The sequence below is a fragment of the Pseudorhodobacter sp. E13 genome (assembly GCF_003991405.1).
Lineage (GTDB): Bacteria > Pseudomonadota > Alphaproteobacteria > Rhodobacterales > Rhodobacteraceae > Pseudorhodobacter.
In genome coordinates this window covers 1-23,588 of sequence record NZ_RPEN01000133.1, presented here as the reverse complement: position 1 = coordinate 23,588, position 23,588 = coordinate 1, and the positions used below count along the sequence as shown (strand labels likewise).

Below are 23,588 nucleotides of genomic sequence, written 5' to 3'. Positions count from 1 at the left end.
TGCGCACGGTCAGCGGGGCCGAGGTAAAGGCAGATGTCATTGCGTCTCATGCCCCGATTGTGACACACCTGTTCACGGTTGGGAATCTTCCGTCAGGCGGCTAACACTAGGGTCATGGCTATATCCAATTCTTCTCACGCCATTTGTCACAGCAATGATTATTGACGGAATTAGACAGGCTTGCTCCTACTATTTTGCTATTGGATTTCCTGAGCTTATTGAAGCGTGTATTTCAACAGAGGTGGCGTCGATCACACCCAGTTTTTTCGCATATTTTTCAATATCAGTGATTGCCCTCGGCCTTTTCTTGCTTCTGCGCTTTTTTGCGGAAAGGCTTATCATTCGTCACTTGCGAGGATCTTCCCGAAATAGCCACGAGCGAAATACAGTATACTTGCGATCTTTTGGAGAGGACTTGGTCAAGCTAGATCGGAAGCGGCGTGGCCCACTCTCAAGGCTCCTATACGCCACTGAAATTCTCCGGCCCAGCCTGGACTTTATGTTATCTCAGCTACTAATGCATCAGGGGCCTGTTGTCTCGCTCGGCAAACCAGGGCAGATAATGGCACCTTTTGGAACTCAGAAATCTTACCTCCCTGAGAATGACTGGAAACAAGAGGTATCCCGCCTAATTTCGGAGAGCGTAAGGATCGTAGTTTGTTTGGATACTTCCGATGGTGTCAAGTGGGAACTAGATGAGATTTTTTCGTCGCGCAGCGATACCAAGACGCTTTTTCTTTTCAGCCCAGACAGCATCTGTTTTGGGAAAGGCAGCGCTTCCTTTAGCGTACTTTGCTCTGCAGCAGATACGTTTTCATCTCCACTCGAAAAGCATTTTTCGGACCTCCTTCCACTGATAGGTAGTAAACGGATTATTGGCTTTTTCTACGACTACAGCAGTGATAGCTTAGTCGCTTTTGAAGCGAGGGAGCCACTCTGGGAAAATTATGCGGTTATGGTGAAGGCATTCAATCGAAAAGGAGACATTCATCTGGGCTCGCGTGGTACTCAACTGCATCACGCATTCGTTGCGTAGTGTTCTGCCGAATCTGGTTTGAAGTAGCTTGGTACAAATCTTGGTACAGCCTGTTCTAGCCGTCGGGATGGCAGTTGCATCTCTCTGATCTCAACCTCTTGAATCTAAAAGAACTTGGTGCTACGTTTTCCCTGATTTTGGGACCATTCTGCGATCACACCCTCTCCGCCACATATCCCTGTCTCTCCGCCAAAATCCCATTCAAGTGATTGTTTTTATTGCAAAATTTTAAGATCTATTGTCACTTTGCATGTTGGGCTGCATGTCGTGGGATTGACTGGAAACAATGACACGCAAGCCCGAACGGCTCACGCATTCGTGAACACGTCGCTTGCTCTGCCCTGCGGTCGCGCTGCATACTTAGCAAAACCTGATTGCGGAGAATGCCGATGAACCTAGACAAAAAAACAATTGAAGCGATGAAAGCGGCGGGGATTTCTTTCGTCGGTTCGGTGCCTGCGCCTTGGGGCGGAATAACGGAAACCTTGGAACCGGAAGACCTTGCCCCCTTTATCAAAGATCGCGAAGAATGGTTCGCCCGAAAGAACGGCGCGTTCAAACAACAGTATCTTGATTGGGTCGCGACAAGTGGCGAACCGCGTTGTGGCGCAAACACATCGAAGGGGACGCGGTGCAAGAACTCTGTAAGCGGCGGAATTCAACGCTATTTTGAAGTTTGGCTTCAAGAAGACGGCGGATTCTGCCATGTTCACGGCGGCGCTACCAGCAAAGATGCGCGGAAACGATAAAGGGGGTTAATTTGGCAGATCGCGACGACATACTTTTGGAAGTAGCTCGCATGATTTGGCGGCGTGAAATTACGATTGGTGAATTTTACGAAGCTTTGGGGGTTGATCTTGACGACCTTCAGCGTAGCAACACCGCCGACGTTGTGACCGAACTTTCGGGCATGTTTAAAGCTTGGCACAATCCGCCGACCGAATAAAAAAGCCCCGGCGCTTCGCAGAAACCGGGGCAGTCGGTCCAAGTTGGCCCTTGGATTTCAGAAATAGGCTCAGGGGATGCCCACAATCAAGCGGTCGGCATTGGGGTCAACGCCCGCAGCGACAGCCGCTTGGCACAGGCTTTGACCTTGGGCGCCTCGAACCACCTGACAGGACGGAAAGCCACGCCCTGTGCTTGCTGCCGCCAATGCCCGCGCAAGGTCGATAGTATCAGGGACTATGTTCGGCAGTTCACCTAGGAAATTGAGGCGGTTTGAGGGCTGGCACGATAGGCGCGGGCGTTTGCCGCCTTGGCTTCGTGGTTGCCTCCCCCCGACGGCCCGCATTTGGTGCATCGGTGCAAAGCTCTCCCCTGCCCGGGCCGTGCTACTGGGAAACCTGCCAGCCGCGTTTGGTGGAGGCTTTGCATGGCGGCCCGTTTTCGCTTGGCCTTTGTCGAGCGTCTGGGATGTTCTGGGCCATATGCGTGGGTTTGGCGTTTGATTTCGCTCCCCACCCTCGCCACTTTTCGTTACGCCATCACTCACGTCTTGCAGAACAAGCCCGCCATCAGCCCTTGGATAGGACCCCGACGCAACACTGCCTCGGTCTTTATTCCCTGCCACTTGGGACAGAACTGCGCAGCAGGGGCGGTAAGTGGCGTTGTCGAAATGCAAAACCCCCGACGCCGTGGGCATCGGGGGACATTTGACGAGCGCGCCGTGGCTGGTGCTTAGCCTTTCAGCTTGTTCGCCACGAAATCGGCAAAAGCGGCGATCATGGCGTCGTAATATTCCTTACTGTCCGTCGTGATGGCCGTCAGGTCCGTGCCGGGCACGAAAAACGGGCCAGCTTGTTCGAAAGTCACCGTCAGGTCATAGCTGTCGAACTTCGAATTATCCGTCTCATGCGAGATATTCACCTGCCCGACCAGTTTCGAATCCGCCGTCCCAAGCGAGGATTGCAGGCTGTTGGCAAGCTCCACCGAGTCGATGGCGACCGAAACCTTGACGCCATCCTCGGCGATCAGATCGGCAATGCGCGAGACGATGGCGTTTTGCAGATCGGCGGTCAGCGTGGCCCAATGCGCCCCCGCCTTGGCATTTTGCACCGCTGTCAGGTCTGCGGAAACCTCAACCTCTTTGACCATGGTTTCGGCCAGGGTCGGCGCGGCGGTAACAAGCATCGTGGTGGTCAGGGCTGTTGCGATAAAATTGCGAACCATATTCATCTCTCCATTCTCCATTTCGTTGCGGCCACCAGGGCGACCGATTGCGGTATCAACCCACCAGATGGCCAAAGGGTTCCGCCCATCGTCGCGTCAGTGATTTACCCAAGCCGCAACCTTTGCTTGACATATGCGCCAAAAACCCCCATTTGCCCCTTATCCGAGTGCCCGTGCCGCGTGAGCATGTGAACGGCCCGGATACTGGTTCCCACCGTCACGCAGGGGTTCCGCGGTGCCGACGGGGTGTTTGCAAGGGCAGGCATCCGAGGCGCGCGCCGCTTCCTCTTTGCCGCGATTGTGCGGCGCTAGGCACGCGACCGCGCGGGCCGGAAAGACTATTTATGACGACGTTTTCTGACTTGGGGCTTTCCCCTAAGCTTATGGCTGGTTTGGACAAAGCTGGCTACACCGCGCCCACACCGATTCAGGTGCAGGCCATTCCGCATATCATGAAGGGCCGCGACATCATGGGGCTGGCGCAAACCGGCACCGGCAAAACCGCCGCGTTCGGCCTGCCGCTTTTGCACCGTTTGTTGGATATCGGCCACCCGCCGGCACCGCGCACCGTGCGCAGCCTGATCCTTGCGCCGACCCGCGAATTGGTCAGCCAGATTTCTGACAACCTGACGAATTACACCAAGGGCACGCCTGTCAAAGTGGTGATGATCACTGGCGGTGCCTCGATTTTCCGGCAGTCGGAAAAGCTGGCGCGGGGGGCTGATGTCCTGGTTGCCACGCCGGGCCGTTTGATCGACTTGCTGGACCGCAAGGCCGTCAGCCTTGAGGCTTGCGGCTATCTGGTGCTGGACGAGGCGGATCAGATGCTGGACATGGGCTTCATCCATGCGCTGCGCAAAATCGCGCAACATATCCCGCTGAAGCGGCAAACCATGCTGTTTTCGGCCACGATGCCGAAACTGATTGAGGATCTGGCAGGCACCTATCTGCGTGATCCGGTCAAGGTGCAGGTGGCCCCGCCCGGCAAGCCGGTGGAAAAGATTGTGCAATCGGTGCATTACACCCCGCAGGGTGACAAGGCCAAGCTGCTGGAAACCTATCTCAAGGAACATCCGGGCGAACAGGCGCTGGTCTTTGGCCGCACCAAGCATGGCTCGGAAAAACTGATGAAATTGCTGGTGTCCTGGGGCTTCAAGGCTGGGTCCATTCATGGCAACAAATCCCAGAACCAGCGTGACCGCACCCTGACCGAATTCCGCAACGGCGAGTTGGATGTGCTGGTGGCCACCGATGTGGCCGCGCGTGGGATTGATATTCCCGGTGTCCGCCATGTCTATAACTATGACCTGCCGAATGTGCCTGAAAACTACGTCCACCGCATTGGCCGCACCGCCCGCGCCGGGGCCGAAGGCCGCGCCGTGGCGTTCTGCGCACCGGCCGAGATGGGGGAGTTGAAAGACATCGAAAAGCTGTTGAAAAACCAGCTTCCGGTGATCGGCGGCGCGCCCTGGGGTCTGGCCGATATCAAGGCCGCGCCAAAGCCCGCACAGCGTGGCGCCCGCCCGCCGCGCGGTGGTGGTCAGGGCAAGCCGCGTTCGGCGCAGGGCAAGCCGGGTGGCAAATCCGGTGGCAAGCCGCAGGGCAAACCGATGCGCGGTGTCGAAGGTGGTCTTGGCGCCCCGAAAAAGGCGAACAATCGGCGCGGCGGAAAGCCGCAGGCGCGCAGCAACGTCGCCTGACACGTCTTGCGTCTGGTCGGGGCTGCCCGATCAGACGCGCCTTTCACATTTGAAAAATCGTTCTGGGCGCGGGTGACGCGCGCCCCGCCCGACCGCCAAGCAATAACAGGCGTCAGCCTGCTTCTTCTTCCAGATTCAGCTTCATTTCCAGCAAGACCTGTTGAATCGACAGCGTCTCCCGCAGCAGGCGTTTCGCCTCATTGATCGAGATCTTGCCGTCAGAGATCGCGCTGTTGTATTCGCCCATCAGCATCGCAAAGCGCTGCGACAAGGCCACCACGTCCGAGTTGATACCCTGCGAGCTGGAATTGCGGCGCGTGCCGTCATAGGCCAGCGTGATTCCACGCAGATCGGCCAAGGCACTGGTAACATGCGGAAAACTTGCCGCCGATTCCAGCGCGGCCACCACGTCAATGGGCATGAAGCGGTCGGCGTGTTCATCCGCGTCGGAATAATAGCGCCCGATCGTGGCCTTGGATTTGCCCGACAATTCACACGCAGCTTCGATCCCCACATCCTTGACCAAGGCTTCGGTGTGCTTTTTCAGGTATCCGTTATGCTTCATATGCCGCGCTTTCGTCTTTGCCCCAGATTATCCGGGGAAATCGTTATCCCTTTTCCCATTAAGCTGCCCTTCAGGATTTGTCATCCATGTTTTCAGTTCCAGTGTGTGTTGGAATGGTAAGAGTGGCCAATGTCCCCAGCATTGGTTTGGGTGGGGCTCGCCGTATTTTTCCTCAACGGAGGGCGTCGGGCCTCGCGCCTGTCGCGATGCGGCGGGCCGTCGTTTTTTCAAAGGTGCGAAGGGGCTGCGGTAAAGATCGGAAACAGATCAACCCAGCCCCGATGTCCAAACACCGGCCCGTGGCGGCCCCCCTTTTTTGCGGCAAAGCCACCACCACGGCGCGCCCCACCTTTTTTGCCCTGCCCTACTTGCAGCAGCGGCCCTTGCCCGGATAACAAGCGGCCATGGCAAGGCTTTATTTTCACTATTCCACGATGAACGCGGGCAAATCGACCTCGCTGTTGCAGGCCTCGCATAACTACCGCGAAGGCGGCATGGCGACCTATCTGCTGACCGCGCAATTCGACAATCGCGCCGGGCAAGCGCGGATTGCCAGCCGCATCGGCATCGGTGAGGCAGCCGATACCTTTGCCCCGGCCGAGGATCTGTTTGCCAAGATCGAGGCGCGGCTTGCGGCAGGCCCCGTGGCCTGCATCTTCATCGACGAGGCACAGTTTCTGACCAAGGCGCAGGTTTGGCAACTGGCGCGCGCGGTGGATGATCTGGGCGTGCCGATCATGTGCTATGGTTTGCGCGTGGATTTTCAGGGCAATCTCTTTCCCGGTTCGGCGGCATTGCTGGCCTGGGCGGATGAGATGCGGGAAGTGCGCACGATTTGCCATTGCGGCAAAAAGGCCACGATGGTGGTGCGCAAAGGCCCCGATGGCAGCGTGCTGCGCGAAGGCGATCAGGTGCAGATCGGCGGCAATGAAAGCTATGTTTCGCTGTGCCGCCGCCATTGGCGTCAGGCCGTGGGCGATACCTCGGGCGATTGACGCCCCCGCAGCGCGATCATCGCGCCTGCGCTGGCGATCAGCACCATCCCCAGCGCCGCCTGCCCAGAAAGCTGTTCTTGCCACAGCAACCAGCCCCAGAAGGCCGCAAGCGGCAAGGCAAGGTATTCAAACACCGCAACACGGCTGGCCTCGGCGATCTGATAGGCGCGCATCAGCAATGCCACCCCGACCAGCGACCCCGCCGCCTGCACGAAGGTCCAGCCGTAAAAGCTGGCCGAAGGCCAGACCCAGCCGCGCGCCACAAATCCCGCGGCCCCATCCGCCACCGGAACCGGAAACAGCGTCAAAGCCACCAAACCCAGCAGACCAAAGGCACCAATGCCCGCGAAAAAGCCAAGCGTCAGCGTCTCGGTCGTTTCCTCGGCACACCATTCGCGGGTGGCGACATTGCCCATCGCGTAAAACGCCCCCGCCACCACGGGCATCAGCGCGGCAAGCGAAGCCCCTTCCAGCGCCTCGCGGCCCAGCACCATGGCAACACCGGCAAAGCCCAACGCCACCGCCACCACCCGGACAATCCCGATCCGGTGGCCATAGACAAAGCGGCTGATCAGCAGCACGAAAATCGGCGCCGTGAACAGCCCCGCCGCCACCACCGCCACCGGCAAAAAGCCCAAAGCGCCGAAGTAGATCATCATCGCTGTGCCATGCAGCGCCGAACGCCCCAGCACCCCGCCCCAGCGTCTGGGCCGCAGCACTAGGCCCATGGGCCGGATCAGCGCGGCAAGCATCACCAGAATCATCAGCGTGCGGGTAACGTGGAACTGCCACAGCCCCACCTCTGCCGCGATCACCCGCACATAATTGTCGGTAAAGCCGATAACGGTCGCAAAGGTCAGCACAAGCAATGCGGCGCGCGGAACGGGATCAAATGTCGTTTTCATCGGGTTTGCCCTTCAGCTTTCGCTTTACGGGTTCAGATACTTTCGGCCATCCTGCATGGCGGAAAACGACATGAAAAACGATTTGCCCCCATTTTGGTGAAAATGGCGGGTGAACACAGGGAAATCTTGGGCGCAGTCGTGCCCAAAGGGGAGGGGAAAATGGGTTGGTTGGCAGATGAAACCGGGTTGCAGCGTTGTGCGGCAAACCATGTCGCTTTGACGCCCTTGTCGCATCTGGCGCGGGCGGCGGATGTGTTTCCGCAGCGGATCGCGTTGATCTACGGGCAAACAAGGCGCAGCTATGCTGAATATCACGCGCGCGTCAGCCGTTTGGCCTCTGCCTTGGCGCGGCTGGGTGTAGCACCCGGCGATGTTGTGGCGACCTTGCTGCCCAATATCCCTGCACAGGCCGAGGCGCATTTTGGCGTGCCTGCCTGCGGCGCGGTGATCAACACCATCAACACGCGGCTGGAACCCGATACCGTCGGCTATATCTTTGACCATGCCGAGGCGAAGGTGGTGCTGTGCGATACCGCGCTTTTGCCCTTGGCCGAGGCCGCGCAGGCGCTGCAAACCGGCCCAAAACCGCAGATCATCGAGGTGGTGGATACCGAAGCAGGCCATAGCGCAACGGGCCGCTACCTGACCTATGAGGCACTGCTGGACCAAGGAGAGGCAAACGCGCCGTGGCTAATGCCTGCCGATGAATGGGAAAGCATCGCGTTGAACTATACCTCTGGCACCACGGGGCGGCCCAAGGGGGTGGTGTGCCATCATCGCGGGGCCTATTTGCTGACCATGGGCACCGTTGTCAGTTGGGGGCTGGTGATGCACCCGGTCTACCTGACCATCGTGCCGCTGTTTCACTGCAATGGCTGGGGCCATACATGGATGATGCCGGTGCTGGGTGGCACGCTGGTCTGTTGCCGCGATGTCACCGCCAAAGCCATCTATGGCGCGATCGCCGATCATGGCGTCAGCCATTTCGGTGGCGCGCCAATCGTGCTGAACACGTTGATCAACGCGCCTGCCGCACAGCGCCGCGCCTTTGACCATATCGTGCAGGTTTTCACCGCTGGCGCCCCGCCTGCCCCCGCCACACTTGCCGCAATCGAACCTTTGGGCTTTTCGGTCAAGCAGGTGTATGGGCTGACCGAAACCTATGGCCATATCACCGAATGTCTGTGGCACGACCATTGGAACACCCTGCCCCAATCCGAGCGCGCCGCCATCAAGGCCCGCACCGGCGTGGTGCAACCCATGGCCGGAGAGGCGGTTGTGATGGATGACAGCCTGCGCCCCGTTCCCCGTGACGGGCAAACCGTGGGTGAGATCATGATCCGCGGCAATACGGTAATGAAAGGCTATTACAAAAACCCCGAGGCCACCGCCGAGGCGTTCAAAGGGGGCTGGTTTCATTCCGGCGACATCGCCTTTCAGCACCCCGACGGCTATATCAAGATCACCGACCGCGCCAAGGATATCATCATTTCCGGCGGCGAGAATGTCAGCTCGGTCGAGGTGGAAGGCGCGCTGATGCACCACCCCGCCATCTCGCTTTGTGCCGTGGTCGCCAAACCGGATGAGAAATGGGGCGAGGTGCCTTGCGCTTTTGTCGAGGTGAAAGACGGCGCAGACCTGACCGAAGCCGAGGTGATCGCCTTTGCGCGCGAACATCTTGCCGGATTCAAAACCCCCAAGAAAGTGGTGTTCGGAGAGCTGCCAAAAACCGCCACCGGCAAGATCCAGAAGTTTGAGCTGCGAAACCGCGCCAAATCGCTTTGAAAACCGCTGCAAGATTGTGCAATCGCTTTGTCTCGGCTATCGTCGGCTTCCAATAAGGCAGCAGGCAAGGCCATAACAGCCGATGACGGCTCTGAAAAAATATCTGAAGCTGGAAAGCTCTGGTCTGTGGCGCGAAAGTGCAGCGGGCCAGAGGCGGGAAGTTATTGCCAATCTGGGCGATACCTCGCTTGTGCTGTCAGACCCGAAAAAAGAGCTTGCGCTGTCGCATTGGTCTTTGCCTGCAATCACCCGGCTTAATCCGGGCGAGATGCCCGCGATTTTCGCGCCGGGGGACGCCGATGGCGAAACGCTGGAACTGACCGACAGCGAGATGATCACCGCGCTGGAAACCGTCGGTGCCGCGCTGAAAGCCGCACGCCCGCACCCCGGCCGCCTGCGCAATGCGTTGCTGGGGATTGTGGCGATAGGCATCGTGGCGGCGGGAGTGTTCTGGTTGCCGGATGCGCTGATCAAACACACCGCCTCTTTCCTGCCGCGCCCGACCCGGCTGGAAATCGGACGAGAGGCGCTGACCGATCTGACCCGGCTGACCGGGCAACCCTGCGCGGCCCCCGCAGGGGCGCAGGCCTTGAAAACGCTGTCCGCCAAGCTGTTCGGTGAAAATGGCGGGGTTGAGATTGTCGTCGTGCGCACAGGGCTGGCCGGGGCCTATAGCCTGCCGGGGCGGCTGGTGGTGCTGCCCGAGCAATTCCTGGCCGAACAGGACAGCCCGGATGCGGCGGCTGGTATCGTGCTTGCCTCGCGCATCGGGGCAGAGTTGGAAGACCCGCTGATCCCGCTGCTGCGCTATGCCGGGATCGGCGCGACCTTCCGGTTGCTGACCACAGGCCGCCTGCCCGAAGATGCGGTGACAGGCTATGCCGAAGCCAGCATTGCGGCCCCGCCCGCCCCCCCGTCAGACGCGGTTCTGCTTGCCCGGTTTGAGGCGGCAGGCGTGGCCACGACGCCCTATGCCTATGCCCGCGACCCCTCGGGGGAAACCACCTTGAACCTGATCGAGGCTGATCCGTTCAGCACCGTGATACCACCTGCGCTGCTGCCGGATGGCGATTGGGTCAGCCTGCAAGATATCTGCACCCAATAGCCCGCAGGGCGCGCAGCCCCGCTTTTTTCCAGGCGGCACATCGGCAAAAAGAGTCTGGCCGAACAATGGCTTTCTAGCGACCCGGCGGCTTTGCGCCGGTTTTGCAACGCCATGTAGTAGCCCGCCGCCCCCGCATCGCAATGTCTAGTCCATCGGCGAGATACCGCCGTTTTACCCCTATTTCATTGAAAAATCTTGCCAGAATCGGTAAGATCCTTTGCAAATACACAACAGATGCGGGGCCCACCTCGCACCCAGAATGAGGCAGTGACATGACCAAGACCCTGATCGTAGCCAGCTTGCTGGCCCTCTCCCTTCCGATGACCGCGATGGCCGGGCCTATTGAAAGCGCCTGCCTGAAATCGGATCGCAAGCAGGCCAATCGCGCGCTATGTGGCTGCATTCAGCAAGTGGCGGATATGACGCTGAAAGGTGGCGATCAGCGCAAGGCGGCCAAGTTCTTCCGTGACCCGGATCAGGCGCAAAAGGTGCGCATGTCTAAAAGCGACCGCGACAATGAATTCTGGGCGCGCTACAAGAATTTCGGCGAAACCGCGCAGGCCTATTGCGCCGGTTGATCGGCTAAAGGCTTTCCAACAAATCCCGGCACCCGGTTTCGATCAAGCCCAGTGCTTGGTCGAAATTTCGTGTGTAATACGGGTCGGGCACATTCCCGTCGGGGATCGGTAAAAGCTGCGCTGGCGTGCTGTTTCCCGCAGGGCGCAGCGCCTCGACATCCCGCAAGACCGAAGCATCCAGCGCGACAATCAGATCAAACCGGGTGAAATCTGACGGCAGTAGCTTGCGGGCGCGCAGGGTCCGCAACTCATATCCACGCGCGGCGGCAGCTTTGATCATCGGGCCGTAGGGGGCTTGCCGGGCGTGCCAACCGCTGGTGCCGCAACTGTCCACCTCCAGCACCACACCCGCCGCTGCCGCCATATCCCGCAGCACCACCTCCGCCGCGGGAGAGCGGCAGATATTGCCCAGACACACCATCAAAACCCGCTTCATCACTATCCCTTGCATTGCCCCGCCGGAAACTGTCCGAAGTTCCGGCTCAAGGTGCAACCCCAAGCAGGCCCAATCGACGTTATATGATGCAACGGGATGCAAACCACCCGGATTCGCACATAAAAAACGGCCCCCGAAGGGGCCGTTGGTATTGGCATAAGGCCAAGATCAGTTTGACGGGGCAGCGCCGTGGTTCATTTTGCCATGGTCCATCTTGCCATGTTCCATCCCTCCGGCCGCTGGCGCGCGGGTGTTGTCAACCGGCACTTCTACCGTCACCTCACCCGCCTTTTCAAAGGTCAGCACCAGCGTGATCTTGTCGCCTTCGGCCGGAACGCTGTTCAGCCCCAGAAACATCACATGATCCGCGCCGCGTTCCAGCGCATGGCTGCCGCCTGCGGGAATGGCAAAGCCTTCTTCGACATGCAGCATCTGCATCACGCCATCGGCGTTTTGCTTGTGGGTGTGCAGTTCCACCTTTTCCGACAGGTCGGAATGCGCGTCGATCAAGCGATCTTCGGCACCCGCATTTTCAATCGTCATGAAGGCGGCAGCGGTTTTGGCCATCGCGCCGGATACCCGCAGATAGGGGTCTTTGATCGTGATATCGCCCGCAAAGGCAAAAGGTGCCGAGGCGAGGGTAAAGACAGCAGCCGTAGCCGCCAGAAGCAGGGATTTCGTGGTCATGGTCATCTCTTTCTATGTATTTGCAATGGGTTGCGCCTTGGGGCCGCAGCGCCATCAGGGCTACCGCAGCAAGGTCACTGTTTGGTCCGGTCAGACCAAGACAGGCGGGCCCCGCGCCCGCGTTTGCAAAACATGGAACAGATGCGGCAAAGGTGCCGCTTTAACCCGCTTGATCTGGCCTGCCAGTTGCGCCACCACCACAGGCTGCACCGCAGCCGGGGGGATATAGGCGGCCAAACCAGCCAAGCAATCAGGGCAAGGATGCACCGGGCCAATCGGGTTGCCCCCGGCATCCAGCGACAGGGTCGTCACCCCATAGCCCGAGCAGATGACAAGCGTGGTGCCGCCGCGCGACAAGGCCAGCGCCTGCCCGCGCGCCACAGCCATGGTGACGCTGCTTGCGACAAGCGCAAGGCACAGCAACACAAGGGCAAAGGGGCGGAAGGACACTCTCATGCAGCGTTTTTATACCGGGGCACGCAGGTGCGAAAGCGCCAAAACAGCGCAGCACGGCAAGAAACGCAAAAAGCCCCGCAGCAGCGGGGCCTTGCAAAAGATCGGTTCAGCGATCAGGCGGCTGCCTGTGCCTTTACCATTTCTTTCTTGATCTTCAGGGCTTTCGGCGAAAGCTCTTCATCCTTGGCTTTTGCCAAGAAGGCATCAAGCCCGCCACGGTGGTCAACCGTGCGCAGCGCCGCAGCAGAGATGCGCAGCTGGAAGGATTGACCGAGCACGTCAGAAATCAACGTGACATCGTTCAGGTTCGGCAAGAAGCGCCGACGATTCTTGTTGTTGGCATGGCTGACAGTGTTGCCAGACATTGGGCCTTTACCGCTCAGTTCGCAGACACGCGACATAGTCGTGATCCTTGTATTCAACGCCCGCAAGCGTCACTTCAACATCAAAGGCCACCGCGCGAGGGCGGTGTGCCAAAATTCCATTGGCGTCTGTTATGGGGAATCGCTGGCCTCGTCAAGCGGGCAAGCCACCGATTGCCGAGATTTCACGCGCCAAGGCCAGATTGCGGCAAAAGCTGCACGGCGTTGATCTGCCAGCCCTCGGGGCCTTCGATCATCTGATAGTCCAGCAGATGCGTCGCGCCGGATTGATCGGTGATCATCACGCGCTGCCACAGCTTGCCATCCACGTCCCGCAGGTCCAGCATGCGCACGGCAGAGGGGCGATGCACCATAGGATAGCCGCGCTGCACCATGGTGCCGAAATTATCGGAAGTGCCGAAAATCCCTTTGATCATGGGCGAGGCGAAGCTGAAAGCTGTTGCGAAATCATCCGCTTGGAAGGCGGTGATCTGGTTCTGGATGGTGGATTGAATGGCCCCGGAGGCTGCGTTTTGCGCCGCAAGAGGCTGGGTAAAGGCGAGTGAGAAAAGCAGTGCAATAAAGGCATGGCGCATGATGCGGCCCTTTCCGTTGCGTCCCCTTGGGCAACAGATAGAACGCGCGCCTGGAAAAGCAAATGGCGCGCAGGTTGCCCCGCGCGCCACGACATTTCGTCAGAGCCTTGCCGTTACTTGACCAATTCGCCCGCCAGTCCACGGTCCAGCAGGGCCAGCGATTCCTCGACACCATAAAGGGCGATGAAGCCGCCGAATCGTGGGCCTTCACTGGCCCCCAGCAACACCTCATACAGCGCCTTGAACCAGTCGCGCAGCGGCTCGAACCCGTGTTCCTTGCCAACGGCAAAGACCATGCTTTGCAGGGCTTCGGCGTCCAGCCCGCCATCCCATGCCGCCAGACGCGTGCGCAGATCGACCATCGCGGCGCGTTCCTGCTCGGTCGGCAGGCGGAAGACGCGTTTGGGGGCCACGAAATCGGCAAAATAGCGCACGGCATAGCCCGCCGCCGCATCCAGATCCGGGTGCGTCTCGGGCGAGGCGTCGGGCGCATAGCGCTTGATGAAGCCCCAAAGCCCGGCTGCATCGGTGGCCGCCGACACGCTGGCAAGGTTCAACAGCATCGAGAATGGCACCACCATCCGGCTTTCGGGCGGATTGCCGGAATGGATATGCCAGACCGGGTTATTCAACTGCCCTGCCGCATCCTGCCCCGGATAGGCGCGCAGCTGCTGGTGATATTCATCCATCGCCCGCGGGATCACATCAAAATGCATCCGCTTCGCCGTTTTCGGCTTTTGATACATGAAGTAAGACAGGCTTTCCGTGCTGGCATAGGTCAGCCATTCGTCAATGGTCAGCCCGTTGCCGCTGGATTTGCTGATCTTGTGACCATCGGCATCAAGGAACAATTCATAGGTCATATGGTTGGGTTTGCGCCCGCCCAGAACCTCACAAATCCCGTCATAGATCGGGGTATTGGTGGAATGGTCCTTGCCATACATCTCAAAGTCCACACCCAGCGCCGCCCAGCGCGCGCCGAAGTCCGGCTTCCATTGCAATTTCACATTTCCGCCGGTCACGGGCAGCGTCCACTCACGCCCGTCCTCGTCATCGAAAGTGATGGTGTGGTTGACCGCATCGACATGCTTCATCGGCACATACAAAACCCGCCCGGTTTCCGGGTGAATAGGCAAGAAGGCCGAATAGGTCTGCTGCCGCTCTTCGCGCAGGGATTTCAGCATGATCGCCATAATCGCGTCATAGCGTTCGGCGCACAGGCGCAGCGTGTCATCGAACTTGCCCGAGGCATAGAACTCGGTCGCCGAGATGAACTCATATTCAAAGCCGAACGTATCCAGAAAGCGGCGCAGCATGGCGTTGTTGTGATGGCCAAAGCTGTCGTATTCGCCATACGGATCGGGCACCGAGGTCAACGGCTTTTGCATATGCTCGCGCAACATATCCTGCTGCGGCACATTGCTGGGCACCTTGCGCATGCCATCCACATCGTCGGAAAAACAGATCAGACGGGTCGGAATATCCGAGATCACTTCGAACGCGCGGCGGATCATGGTTGTGCGCGCCACCTCGCCAAAGGTGCCGATATGCGGCAGGCCGCTGGGGCCATAGCCGGTTTCAAACAGCACATAGCCCTTTTCCGGCGCCTTCTTTTCATAGCGTTTGAGGATCGCGCGCGCCTCTTCAAAAGGCCAGGCTTTCGACGTCATCGCAGCATCGCGCAGGGCAGACATATCCCTCATCCTCTTTTTCATATGCGGCAACACCGCGTTGCCTCAACGGGCCTCTCCTATTGCCCCCCCGGCGATAGGTCAATATTCTGTGCCCAATTCACCCCATAAGGACGCAAACCATGCCCGATACGTCACCCTCCATGACCCCGCAGGACGCGCTTTTGGCGATCATGGTTGCGGTTTCCGCCTCCGATGAAAACGTCCGCACCTCGGAATTGATTGCGATTCAGCGCATCGTTTATCACCTGCCGGTTTTTGCGGGCTATGATGACGACCGCTTTTCGCGCGTGTCCAAAGTGGTGTTTGATCTGTTTGAGGAAGAAGACGGGCTGGATGCGCTGTTCGGCCTGATCCGCGACGCGCTGCCCGAAAAGCTGTTCGAAACCGCCTATGCGCTGGCCTGCGATGTCGCCGCCGCCGATGGCACGCTGTATGAGGCAGAACTGCAATTGTTGCAGGAAATCCGCGACGAATTGTCGATAGACCGGCTGCACGCGGCGGCCATCGAACGCGGGGCACGGGCGCGGCATATGACCATCTGATCCGGGTCTGCCCCCTGCTGCTGTGGTCGGGGGGCGGCTCAGGCGCGCTTGTCTTCGGGGCGCAGTTCCACCAGCTCGGCTTCCATCGCGCTTAGCCACTCGGCCTGCTGGGCGCTGCGTTTTTCGCTATCGGCAAGGGCAGCGCGCAGCCAGTCTATATCGGCGGTTTGCGCGCGCAGTTCCAGACTGCTGTCCACAAAGACCCCGCGCAGATACCACCCCAAAGCCACACCCGCGCCGACACATATCGCCGCCACCAAGATGCTGGCCAAAACTCCAAACTCGAACACTGTCTTCCTTTCCGATACTCATTACCGCCAGCTTGTTTTTTGACAAACCGGCCAACACTCTTGATGACGTGACGCCCGCCTTGCGTCCATGCCTGCGCTGGTTTGCGATTGGGCATGACTCGGATTTTCGCGCAAATCGCCTTTTTTATTGCGCGGGTTTACGCTGAAATCGCGGCTCAGGTATATACCCCGGCCCAGCGGCTGATCAATTGCGCTTGCATGTTGCGCGCGCGCCGCGTCCAGGCAGCGCCCCCCTCGGGCGATTCCCGTTCCGACATCGACAGCGCATCACGCCGCCGGGTATCGGCGCTGAATATCGCAAAGGTCAGCTCTTTGCCCGATGCCGGCTGAATATAGCCCGCAAGCCCGGACACAAAGTTCAGCGTGCCGGTTTTCGCCACAACGCGGGTCGGGTGGCCCTTGATCTCCTTGCCCTTGGCGTCGCGGATGCCTTGCTCTTTCAACAGGCCCGGCAACATGGTGCCGCGCGCGCCGCGAAAGGCCAGCGCCATATCCGCCGCCGAAATCCGCGAATCGCCGCCCAGCCCGGAATGATCGACAAACCGGCTGGAAATCCCGTGCTTTGCTGCCGCCCAGGCCTGCATCTGCCCCGCCGATTGCGCCAAGGATTGCCCGCCCGAGGCCGTCAGCCCCACGGCTTCGGCGGTGATATTGGTGGAATATTTCAGCATGTCGCGCATGACATCGGACAAAGGCTCGCTCCGGCTTTCCGCCAAAACCGTGCCTGCGGGCAAAGCCGTGATCAGCGACACCTCCCCCAAGCGCAACCCATGCGCCCGCATCAGCGTGGCAAAGACATCGGCGGTATAAAGCTCCGGGTGGCGCACCGGCAACCAACGGCTTCCACCTTTGCCCAAAGCGGTTTGCGCCACCGTCCATTGGTCGCGGTTTTGCCCGCGCTTATAGGTGAACAACGGTGTGTCACGCGCCACCGCACTGACATCGGCCATCGACACCGCCGGCACAAAGCGCTTGCCGCGCGCATCCATCGACAAGGCATAGCCCTTATTGCCGCGCTTCCATTCAAAATTCACCCGGTTGTAATTCAGGTTCAGCCCCGAAATCGCCGGGTTATAGCCAACATGATCGGGCTGATCGCGATCAATCTCGTCGATATGGGGGATGCCCCCGGCAAAGGCGAGGAAACGTCCTGTCACCTCTTTCACGCCGCGCGCCGCCAATGCCGCCGCAAGATCGCCAAGACGGTCGGTATCAAGGCTCGGATCGCCGCTGCCCACCAGAATCAAATCGCCCTGCACCCGCCCCGATTGCACCGGCCCTGTCACCATAACCCGGGTGGTATAGCGGTAATTCGGCCCAAGCCTGTCCAGCGCGTAAATCGTCGTCATCGCCTTGGCGACCGAGGCAGGCGGCTGGGCAACGGCTTCATTCATGGCCTCCAGCACCTTGCCAGACCCCGTCTCCATCACCACAAAGCCAACGGCGCCTCCCAGACCCGCGGCCTCGACAATCGTGCCGCCACCACCGGCACTCGCCCCCGATGATCCCGGCCGCGACGCAGGTCTGGGCGAGCGGGACGGTGCCTCTGCACAACCCGGCACCGCCGCCCCGGCAAGGAGTGCCGACAGAACCCATCGTCTTGAATACATTGAACCGCCCCTCACCCTTTGCCCCCTGCAACCTATCCCACCCCTGCCCCAAGCGTCCAGACCACAGACACCGATTTCCCCATTACGGCTTTCTTTTCGGTGAAAATATCCCGGGGGGTCCGGGGGGCTGGCCCCCCGGCTTTTGGTTTGGTTCGGGGGGCTGGCCCACCGGCTTTTGGTTTGGGTCGGGTGGCTGGCCCCCCGGCGTTTGGCTTGGTTCGGGGGGCTGGCCCACCGGCTTTTGGTTTGGGTCGGGTGGCTGGCCCCCCGGCGTTTGGCGTGGTCCGGGGGGCTGGCCCCCTTGGCGTTTGGCCTCCCTCAGCGCGCCTGTCGCCAGCCGCCGCGCGCCCGGATCGCGGTCGAGGAGTCATCCCGCATCGGCATATTGACGAAACACCAGCGCGGCGCTGGCCCCTGCCCCAGCCGCTGACTGGCCGATCCGGGCAGGCGTGCGCCCCAAAAAATCTCGGCGGTCTTGGACAGGCGCGCGCCAATGCGGCTTCCGGGCCGGGCCAGAACACCAATCGGCACCATAGCCATGATATCGCGCCAGCGGTCCCAACGATCAAATTGCAGCAGATTGTCCGCCCCCATCAGCCAGACAAAGCGCACACCGGGATAAAGGGCTGTCAACGCCTCCAGCGTGGCGGCGGTGTAGCGCGTGCCAAGCCGCGCCTCGATATCGGTCACCACCACGCGCGGATGATCCTGCATCACCACCCGCGCCTGCGCCAGACGATCCGCCATCGGCGCAGGCTGACGGGCCTTGAGCGGATTGCCGGGGGAAACCAGCCACCACACCCGGTCCAGCCCGAACCGCTTCAGCGCCTCCCGTGTCAAATGCGCATGGCCTGCATGCGCGGGGTCAAAAGACCCGCCCAACAGGCCGATCACCATCCCCTTGGTCGCAACAGGAAGCCCGGCGCGCTGCATTATGGCCCGGGGCATTGCAGATAGCCGCCCAGCAACCCGTCCCAGGCAGCCTGCACGGCAAAGCCGGGAACCAACCCATCCCCGGTCACGCCGGTAAAGGCGGTGATGCCGTGCTGGATCATGTAATCCGGCAGGTAATCCGGCGCCCCTTGCGCCGTAACCACAGCGCAAAAGGCCGTGTGGCGCGCGCCGCCGGTATCGCCAAAACGCTCAAAAGCGGCTTGCAACTGCGCCTGATTGGCGGGCGACAATGCCGCAAAGGTTTGCATCGCCAAGACCTGCTCGGCTTGATGGGCCGTCGTATCGGCCACGCGCAGCGTGTCAAACCGCGCGCGCAATTGCATCAGCACATAAAGCTCTACCGCTGCATCGAAATCGCCGGCCTGCGCGCAGGCCAAGACGCCAAGCGACAGGTCCGGTGGGGTCAGGGTAACGGCGGCCTGTGCCGGGCTGACACATCCCGGATCGGTGGTCGGGGCAAGACTGCCCGGCATTTCGTGATTTGTCACCTGCGCCTGCGCAGACGCAGCTTCCATCAGCCCCAGTGCAAGCGCCCCGATCAAACCTGCCAACCTCATGCCCGCCCCCTGCGCAATGCTAAATCCCGCAAAGCTAATCACCGCGCGGCAAGACTTGTCCACCCCTCGGATGCAGTGCGGGCCGCAGCGACCCTGCGGTAAAGCCCGCCTTCCCTGATTGCCCTTTACCGCGTTCCGCACTAAAACACCGCCAAACTCCAGCGGCGGTGGGCAGATTGCCCACCCTACGCCCAGAACGCACAGGAAAAGCATCATGGCCAGCTATCAATATATCTACCACATGGACGGCGTATCCAAGACCTATCCGGGCGGCAAGAAATGCTTTGAAAACATCCAGTTGAACTTTCTTCCCGGTGTGAAGATCGGTGTCGTCGGCGTCAACGGTGCCGGTAAATCCACCCTTTTGAAGATCATGGCGGGGATCGACAAGGACTTCAAAGGCGAAGCTTGGGCCGCCAAGGGTGCCAAGGTCGGCTATCTGGCGCAGGAGCCCTATCTTGATCCGGCGTTGACGGTAAAAGAAAACGTCATGCTGGGCGTCGCAGAAAAAACCGCCATTCTGGACCGGTATAACGAACTTGCGATGAATTATTCGGACGAAACCGCCGAGGAAATGGCCCAGCTGCAAGACCAGATCGACGCGGGCAACCTGTGGGAGTTGGAAGCCTCGGTCGGGGTGGCGATGGATGCGCTGCGCTGCCCGCCGGATGATGCGAATGTCGAGGATCTTTCGGGCGGTGAACGCCGCCGCGTCGCGCTGTGCAAGCTGCTGCTGGAAGAGCCGGACATGCTGCTCTTGGACGAACCGACCAACCACCTTGACGCCGAATCCATCGCATGGCTGCAAAAGCACCTGATCAATTACAAGGGCACCATCCTGATCGTTACCCACGACCGGTATTTCCTTGACGATATCACCGGCTGGATTCTGGAACTCGACCGTGGTCGCGGCATTCCCTATGAGGGCAATTATTCCGCATGGCTGGAGCAAAAGGCCAAGCGGATGGCGCAGGAAGCCCGCGAGGACAAGACAAAGCAAAAAGCGTTGGAAAAGGAACTGGAATGGATCCGTTCCGGTGCCAAGGCGCGGCAATCCAAGGGCAAGGCCCGTATCGCGCGCTATAACGAGATGGCGGGCCAGACGGTTATGGAGCGCGCGACCACCGCGCAGATCGTCATCCCCAACGGCGAGCGCCTTGGCAACAAGGTGATCGAGGTTGTCGGCCTGAAAAAGCACATGGGCGACAAGCAGTTGATCGAAGACCTGACCTTCACCATCCCGCCGGGTGCGATTGTCGGTGTAATCGGGCCGAACGGTGCGGGTAAATCCACCCTGTTCCGCATGATCACGGGGCAGGAAAAGCCCGATGAAGGCACGATCACCTTGGGCGATACCGTGCAACTGGCCTATGTCGACCAGTCGCGCGACGCGCTGGACCCGAATGCCACCGCATGGGAGGAAATCTCGGGCGGGGCCGAGGTGATCCACCTTGGCGATATGGATGTGAACAGCCGCGTCTATGCCGGTTCGTTCAACTTCAAAGGCACGGATCAGCAGAAGAAAGTCGGCCTGCTATCGGGCGGTGAACGTAACCGCGTGCATATGGCGAAACTTCTGCGCTCGGGCGGGAACGTGCTGCTGCTGGACGAACCGACCAACGATCTGGACGTGGAAACCCTGCAAGCGCTGGAACAAGCGATCGAAGATTTCGCCGGCTGCGCGATCATCATCAGCCACGACCGCTTCTTCCTTGACCGTCTTTGCACCCATATCCTTGCCTTTGAAGGCGACGCGCATGTGGAATGGTTCGAAGGTAACTTCGAGGCCTATGAGCAGGATAAAATCCGCCGCTTGGGCCCGGATGCGCTGGAACCGAAGCGGGCGAAATATAAGCGGTTTTCGCGCTAAGAAACGGCTGTGGGTGTTTCCTGAAATGCCCACAGCCGCTGGGTCACACCCCATCCGCAGCGCCGCCTGAACGGCGCCGCGAAGGTTTTCAGCGCCCGGCCTTTACACCGACCATGTCAGACCCGTGGCCTTTTCTGACACGTCCCACAGGCGGGCCATGGCGGCTTTGTCATGGGCGTGGGGTTCCAATGTGCCGAGGCCCACGGGGCCGACGAATTCCATCCGCCCGGTGGGGCCGTAAAGCGCGCGCTGCGGCAGCCCCGCTTGGGTGGCGCACATCACCTCTGGGTAGGCGCCCTGCGCGGCGGTTTGCACCATGGGTGTCTTGGTCATCAGCCACCATGTTAACCGCGCCAGCAACCCGCCGCTGGTGCTGATCAATGATGTGGCAGACGAGCCGGGGTGACAGACATAAACCGCCACCTTGCGCCCCGCGGCATTGACCCTGTCTTGCAGTTCATAGGCGAACATCATCTGGGCCAGCTTGCTTTGGCTATAGGCCGCGTTGCCGCCATAGTCCTTTTCCCAATTCATATCCTCAAATTTGATGTGACGCAGCCCCATCTTGTAGCCAAGACTGGCGACCACGACGATACGGCCTTGCGCGGCCTCGATCTGGTCGAACAGCAACCCACACAACAGAAAATGGCCATAGTGGTTGGTGCCCAACTGGCTTTCAAACCCGTCCACGGTCAACTGGCGCTTGGGAACTTGGGCGATTGCGGCATTGCAGATCAGCGCATCAATACGCGGCACTGTATTCAAAATCTCCTGCGCAGCGGTGCGCACACTGGACAGATCCGACAGGTCCATCCGGACAAAGCTGACATCGCTTTGTGCGCCAAATTCCTGCTTCAACGCTTTGATCGCCGTGGCAGAGCGTTCTGTGCTGCGGTTCAGCATGACCACCTTTGCGCCGCGCGTCAGCAGAATGCGCGCCGCCTGAAACCCCGCCCCGGCATTGCCCCCCGTGATAACATAGGTCTTGCCGCTCAGTGCACGAAGGCGCTCGGGTGTCCACCCTTTCGGGCCAAAGCTCGTGTCTGTCATCTGTCGGGTCCTTTCCAAATGCGTGGCCTGTGGCGGCCTGATTGAAACTGTAGATAAATCTCAAGGCACTTTGAAAACAGGCGCAATAGTCGCAAAAACTTGCCTGATTATCTCAAACCTGTTGCAAGGTTGCATTCTGGCGGCATACAAAGCGAGCATGACCAAGACCAAAATCAGAACGATCATCGAGGCCCGGATGCCAAAGGATGGCATGGTCCAAACCGGCATCAAGGGTGTTCAGTTGTTCCGCGCGACCGAGGCGGTTCCCTGCGCCCCGGCAGTCTATGAACCCTGTATCATCGCCATTGTCAGCGGGGGCAAGGAAACTGTTCTGGATGGGCAGCGCTATGTTTATGACAGCAGCGAATATCTGTGTTGCCCGATGTCCATGCCGGTAGAGGCGGGAACGCCTGCGGCCTCTCCGGAAAACCCGCTTTACGGTGTCTATATCGCGCTGGACCAGCGGTTGATGTCCGAGCTGACCATCGAGATAGAGGCCAGCGGCAGGCGTGCGCCTTTGGCCGAAGGCAGCGCCCGTGGTATCCGTCTGGCCCGGTGGGACGATGGGTTTCTGGACGCTCTTTTGCGGTTGGTCCAACTGAGCGATAGCGCATTGGATACCGCCATCCTTGGCGAAGCGCGGCTGCGCGAGCTTTATTATGCCGTTCTGAAGGGCGAGGCGGGTGCATTTGCCCGGCAAGCCTTTGGCCCCGGCAATGCCATTGCGCGGTCCATCCTGCATGTCTCCTCTCGGCTTGAGGAACAGATATCCATCGACGAGATGGCCGATCGCGCCGGGATGAGCCGCGCCGTGTTCCATCGCAAGTTCAAGCAGGCGACAACCATGTCACCCATCCAATTCGTGAAATCCATGCGCCTGAACAATGCTGCAATGAAAATCGCGGGCGGCATGACGGTGGCAGAGGCCGCGATGCATGTCGGCTATGTCAGCGCCTCGCAATTCAGTCGGGAATTCAAGCGCCTATACGGCCAATCGCCACGGCAATGGAGCGACCGGCACCAATTGCCCGCAGCTTTGGTGGGATAATTTGAGTTTCACAGAGAAAGGCGTCGGATTTTGGCGCAGAAATGCGCGTCGCAAAAGCACAAAGCTGGTTGAGGGCGCCGCCTCTCCGCACCAAATCAGCCGCCTTCCTGCCCTGTCCTTATTATGCAGGATGCTCCGCATCTTGCTCCCCGCCTTTTTCGGCATCCAGCCTGACCTTTAGAAACCCGGACCCGCACGGGTAGGCCGGCGCATATGCGTCCCGTTTTTCAATAGTTGTTTGCTTCCAAACCATGGGCGGAATAGGCAGACCTGCCCCCCCAATTCGGACACTGACATGAGCTACGATTTGCAGCCTGCTGATCTTCGACAAGAAGGAGGTCAGAGGTGTCGAAACACAAACAACCTGCGCCCGAGCTCATGGCGAAGGTTGCACTGGAGGCCCTGAAGGGCGAGGAGACAGCCGCCGAACTGGCGAGCCGGTTCGGGGTCCATTCGAAGAGCCCCGAGTTTCCTAGACACCTTGCAGCTTCAGTTTTTGCTGCTGTTCGAAGTCAATCGGTGACAGCATGCCGTTCTTAACGTGTTTGCGCTGTGGGTTGTAGAAAAACTCGATGTA

Annotated in this window: 25 protein-coding genes; 11 read left to right on the top strand and 14 right to left on the bottom strand. The window is 59.8% G+C overall.

Translation table 11 applies throughout. From position 1 onward, the window contains the following. The first annotated feature begins 154 nt into the window (after positions 1-154). The 3 genes from EGN72_RS01750 (at position 155) to EGN72_RS01740 (ending at position 1,982) form a co-directional block, all read left to right on the top strand. The gene (locus EGN72_RS01750; protein WP_127044929.1) at positions 155-1,036 is read left to right on the top strand and encodes a hypothetical protein; all 882 of its coding nucleotides are present in this window, start codon (positions 155-157) and stop codon (positions 1,034-1,036) included. 383 nt (positions 1,037-1,419) lie between these two features. Continuing rightward, on the top strand, positions 1,420-1,785 hold the full coding sequence (locus EGN72_RS01745) for a hypothetical protein (RefSeq protein ID WP_233586992.1): 366 nt from the start codon (positions 1,420-1,422) through the stop codon (positions 1,783-1,785). 11 nt (positions 1,786-1,796) lie between these two features. Further along, on the top strand, positions 1,797-1,982 hold the full coding sequence (locus EGN72_RS01740; RefSeq protein ID WP_127044927.1) for a hypothetical protein: 186 nt from the start codon (positions 1,797-1,799) through the stop codon (positions 1,980-1,982). Between the two features lie 731 nt (positions 1,983-2,713). On the opposite strand, the gene EGN72_RS01735 is transcribed toward EGN72_RS01740, so the two are convergent. Then, positions 2,714-3,205, bottom strand: coding sequence for a hypothetical protein (locus EGN72_RS01735; RefSeq protein WP_127044926.1), 492 nt, complete (start codon positions 3,203-3,205; stop codon positions 2,714-2,716). Between the two features lie 344 nt (positions 3,206-3,549). Between EGN72_RS01735 and EGN72_RS01730 the strand changes: the two genes are divergently transcribed. Then, positions 3,550-4,905: a DEAD/DEAH box helicase gene (locus EGN72_RS01730; RefSeq protein ID WP_127044925.1), complete on the top strand. Its 1,356-nt coding sequence runs from the start codon at positions 3,550-3,552 to the stop codon at positions 4,903-4,905. A gap of 112 nt (positions 4,906-5,017) precedes the next feature. Here EGN72_RS01730 and EGN72_RS01725 read toward each other — a convergent pair whose 3' ends face one another. Continuing rightward, entirely contained in the window at positions 5,018-5,470 is a 453-nt protein-coding gene (locus EGN72_RS01725) for a hypothetical protein (protein ID WP_127044924.1), read from the bottom strand. A 404-nt stretch (positions 5,471-5,874) separates the two neighbouring features. On the opposite strand from EGN72_RS01725, the gene EGN72_RS01720 reads away from it, so the two are divergent. Next, entirely contained in the window at positions 5,875-6,465 is a 591-nt protein-coding gene (locus EGN72_RS01720; RefSeq protein ID WP_127044923.1) for a thymidine kinase, read from the top strand. Here the strand turns inward: EGN72_RS01720 and EGN72_RS01715 are convergent. Beyond that, positions 6,435-7,370: a DMT family transporter gene (locus EGN72_RS01715; protein ID WP_127044922.1), complete on the bottom strand. Its 936-nt coding sequence runs from the start codon at positions 7,368-7,370 to the stop codon at positions 6,435-6,437. The genes EGN72_RS01720 and EGN72_RS01715 overlap by 31 nt on opposite strands. Before the next feature lie 159 nt (positions 7,371-7,529). Between EGN72_RS01715 and EGN72_RS01710 the strand changes: the two genes are divergently transcribed. From EGN72_RS01710 to EGN72_RS01700, 3 genes are all read left to right on the top strand, one after another. Then, positions 7,530-9,155 (top strand): AMP-binding protein, encoded by a 1,626-nt coding sequence (locus tag EGN72_RS01710; protein ID WP_127044921.1) that lies wholly within the window; start codon positions 7,530-7,532, stop codon positions 9,153-9,155. Positions 9,156-9,237: 82 nt separating this feature from the next. Continuing rightward, positions 9,238-10,260, top strand: coding sequence for a hypothetical protein (locus tag EGN72_RS01705; protein ID WP_127044920.1), 1,023 nt, complete (start codon positions 9,238-9,240; stop codon positions 10,258-10,260). A 272-nt stretch (positions 10,261-10,532) separates the two neighbouring features. Then, a complete protein-coding gene (locus EGN72_RS01700) occupies positions 10,533-10,838 on the top strand; it encodes a hypothetical protein (protein ID WP_127044919.1) in 306 nt (101 codons plus the stop codon). Positions 10,839-10,842: 4 nt separating this feature from the next. On the opposite strand, the gene EGN72_RS01695 is transcribed toward EGN72_RS01700, so the two are convergent. From EGN72_RS01695 to EGN72_RS01670, 6 genes are all read right to left on the bottom strand, one after another. Beyond that, positions 10,843-11,274, bottom strand: a complete 432-nt coding sequence (locus tag EGN72_RS01695; RefSeq protein ID WP_370323140.1) for a low molecular weight protein-tyrosine-phosphatase — start codon at positions 11,272-11,274, stop codon at positions 10,843-10,845. 168 nt (positions 11,275-11,442) lie between these two features. Beyond that, positions 11,443-11,961: a copper chaperone PCu(A)C gene (locus tag EGN72_RS01690; protein WP_127044917.1), complete on the bottom strand. Its 519-nt coding sequence runs from the start codon at positions 11,959-11,961 to the stop codon at positions 11,443-11,445. A 90-nt stretch (positions 11,962-12,051) separates the two neighbouring features. Then, positions 12,052-12,417 carry a hypothetical protein gene (locus EGN72_RS01685; RefSeq protein ID WP_127044916.1) on the bottom strand — a complete coding sequence of 122 codons (366 nt, stop codon included), beginning with the start codon at positions 12,415-12,417 and terminating at the stop codon, positions 12,052-12,054. Positions 12,418-12,530: 113 nt separating this feature from the next. After that, positions 12,531-12,818, bottom strand: coding sequence for a 50S ribosomal protein L28 (gene rpmB, locus EGN72_RS01680; protein ID WP_127044915.1), 288 nt, complete (start codon positions 12,816-12,818; stop codon positions 12,531-12,533). 146 nt (positions 12,819-12,964) lie between these two features. After that, positions 12,965-13,375, bottom strand: a complete 411-nt coding sequence (locus EGN72_RS01675; protein WP_127044914.1) for a DUF4864 domain-containing protein — start codon at positions 13,373-13,375, stop codon at positions 12,965-12,967. A 113-nt stretch (positions 13,376-13,488) separates the two neighbouring features. Further along, positions 13,489-15,069: a lysine--tRNA ligase gene (locus EGN72_RS01670; protein WP_127044913.1), complete on the bottom strand. Its 1,581-nt coding sequence runs from the start codon at positions 15,067-15,069 to the stop codon at positions 13,489-13,491. Positions 15,070-15,188: 119 nt separating this feature from the next. Between EGN72_RS01670 and EGN72_RS01665 the strand changes: the two genes are divergently transcribed. Beyond that, positions 15,189-15,611 carry a tellurite resistance TerB family protein gene (locus EGN72_RS01665; RefSeq protein ID WP_127044912.1) on the top strand — a complete coding sequence of 141 codons (423 nt, stop codon included), beginning with the start codon at positions 15,189-15,191 and terminating at the stop codon, positions 15,609-15,611. 38 nt (positions 15,612-15,649) lie between these two features. On the opposite strand, the gene EGN72_RS01660 is transcribed toward EGN72_RS01665, so the two are convergent. The 4 genes from EGN72_RS01660 to EGN72_RS01645 form a co-directional block, all read right to left on the bottom strand. Continuing rightward, the gene (locus EGN72_RS01660) at positions 15,650-15,901 is read right to left on the bottom strand and encodes a hypothetical protein (protein ID WP_127044911.1); all 252 of its coding nucleotides are present in this window, start codon (positions 15,899-15,901) and stop codon (positions 15,650-15,652) included. A 176-nt stretch (positions 15,902-16,077) separates the two neighbouring features. Next, complete coding sequence (gene dacB, locus EGN72_RS01655; protein ID WP_127044910.1) at positions 16,078-17,532, bottom strand: D-alanyl-D-alanine carboxypeptidase/D-alanyl-D-alanine-endopeptidase; 1,455 nt, start codon at positions 17,530-17,532, stop codon at positions 16,078-16,080. A 318-nt stretch (positions 17,533-17,850) separates the two neighbouring features. Continuing rightward, positions 17,851-18,465: a nicotinate-nucleotide adenylyltransferase gene (locus EGN72_RS01650; RefSeq protein WP_127044930.1), complete on the bottom strand. Its 615-nt coding sequence runs from the start codon at positions 18,463-18,465 to the stop codon at positions 17,851-17,853. Continuing rightward, a complete protein-coding gene (locus EGN72_RS01645) occupies positions 18,465-19,043 on the bottom strand; it encodes a hypothetical protein (RefSeq protein ID WP_127044909.1) in 579 nt (192 codons plus the stop codon). The genes EGN72_RS01650 and EGN72_RS01645 overlap by 1 nt, the downstream gene beginning before the upstream one ends. 214 nt (positions 19,044-19,257) lie before the next feature. Here EGN72_RS01645 and ettA point away from each other — a divergent pair, with 214 nt between their 5' ends. After that, positions 19,258-20,913, top strand: a complete 1,656-nt coding sequence (gene ettA / locus EGN72_RS01640; RefSeq protein ID WP_127044908.1) for an energy-dependent translational throttle protein EttA — start codon at positions 19,258-19,260, stop codon at positions 20,911-20,913. A gap of 102 nt (positions 20,914-21,015) precedes the next feature. On the opposite strand, the gene EGN72_RS01635 is transcribed toward ettA, so the two are convergent. Beyond that, a complete protein-coding gene (locus EGN72_RS01635; protein ID WP_127044907.1) occupies positions 21,016-21,963 on the bottom strand; it encodes an SDR family oxidoreductase in 948 nt (315 codons plus the stop codon). A 157-nt stretch (positions 21,964-22,120) separates the two neighbouring features. Here EGN72_RS01635 and EGN72_RS01630 point away from each other — a divergent pair, with 157 nt between their 5' ends. After that, positions 22,121-23,011, top strand: coding sequence for an AraC family transcriptional regulator (locus EGN72_RS01630; RefSeq protein ID WP_127044906.1), 891 nt, complete (start codon positions 22,121-22,123; stop codon positions 23,009-23,011). Positions 23,012-23,588 lie beyond the last annotated feature (577 nt).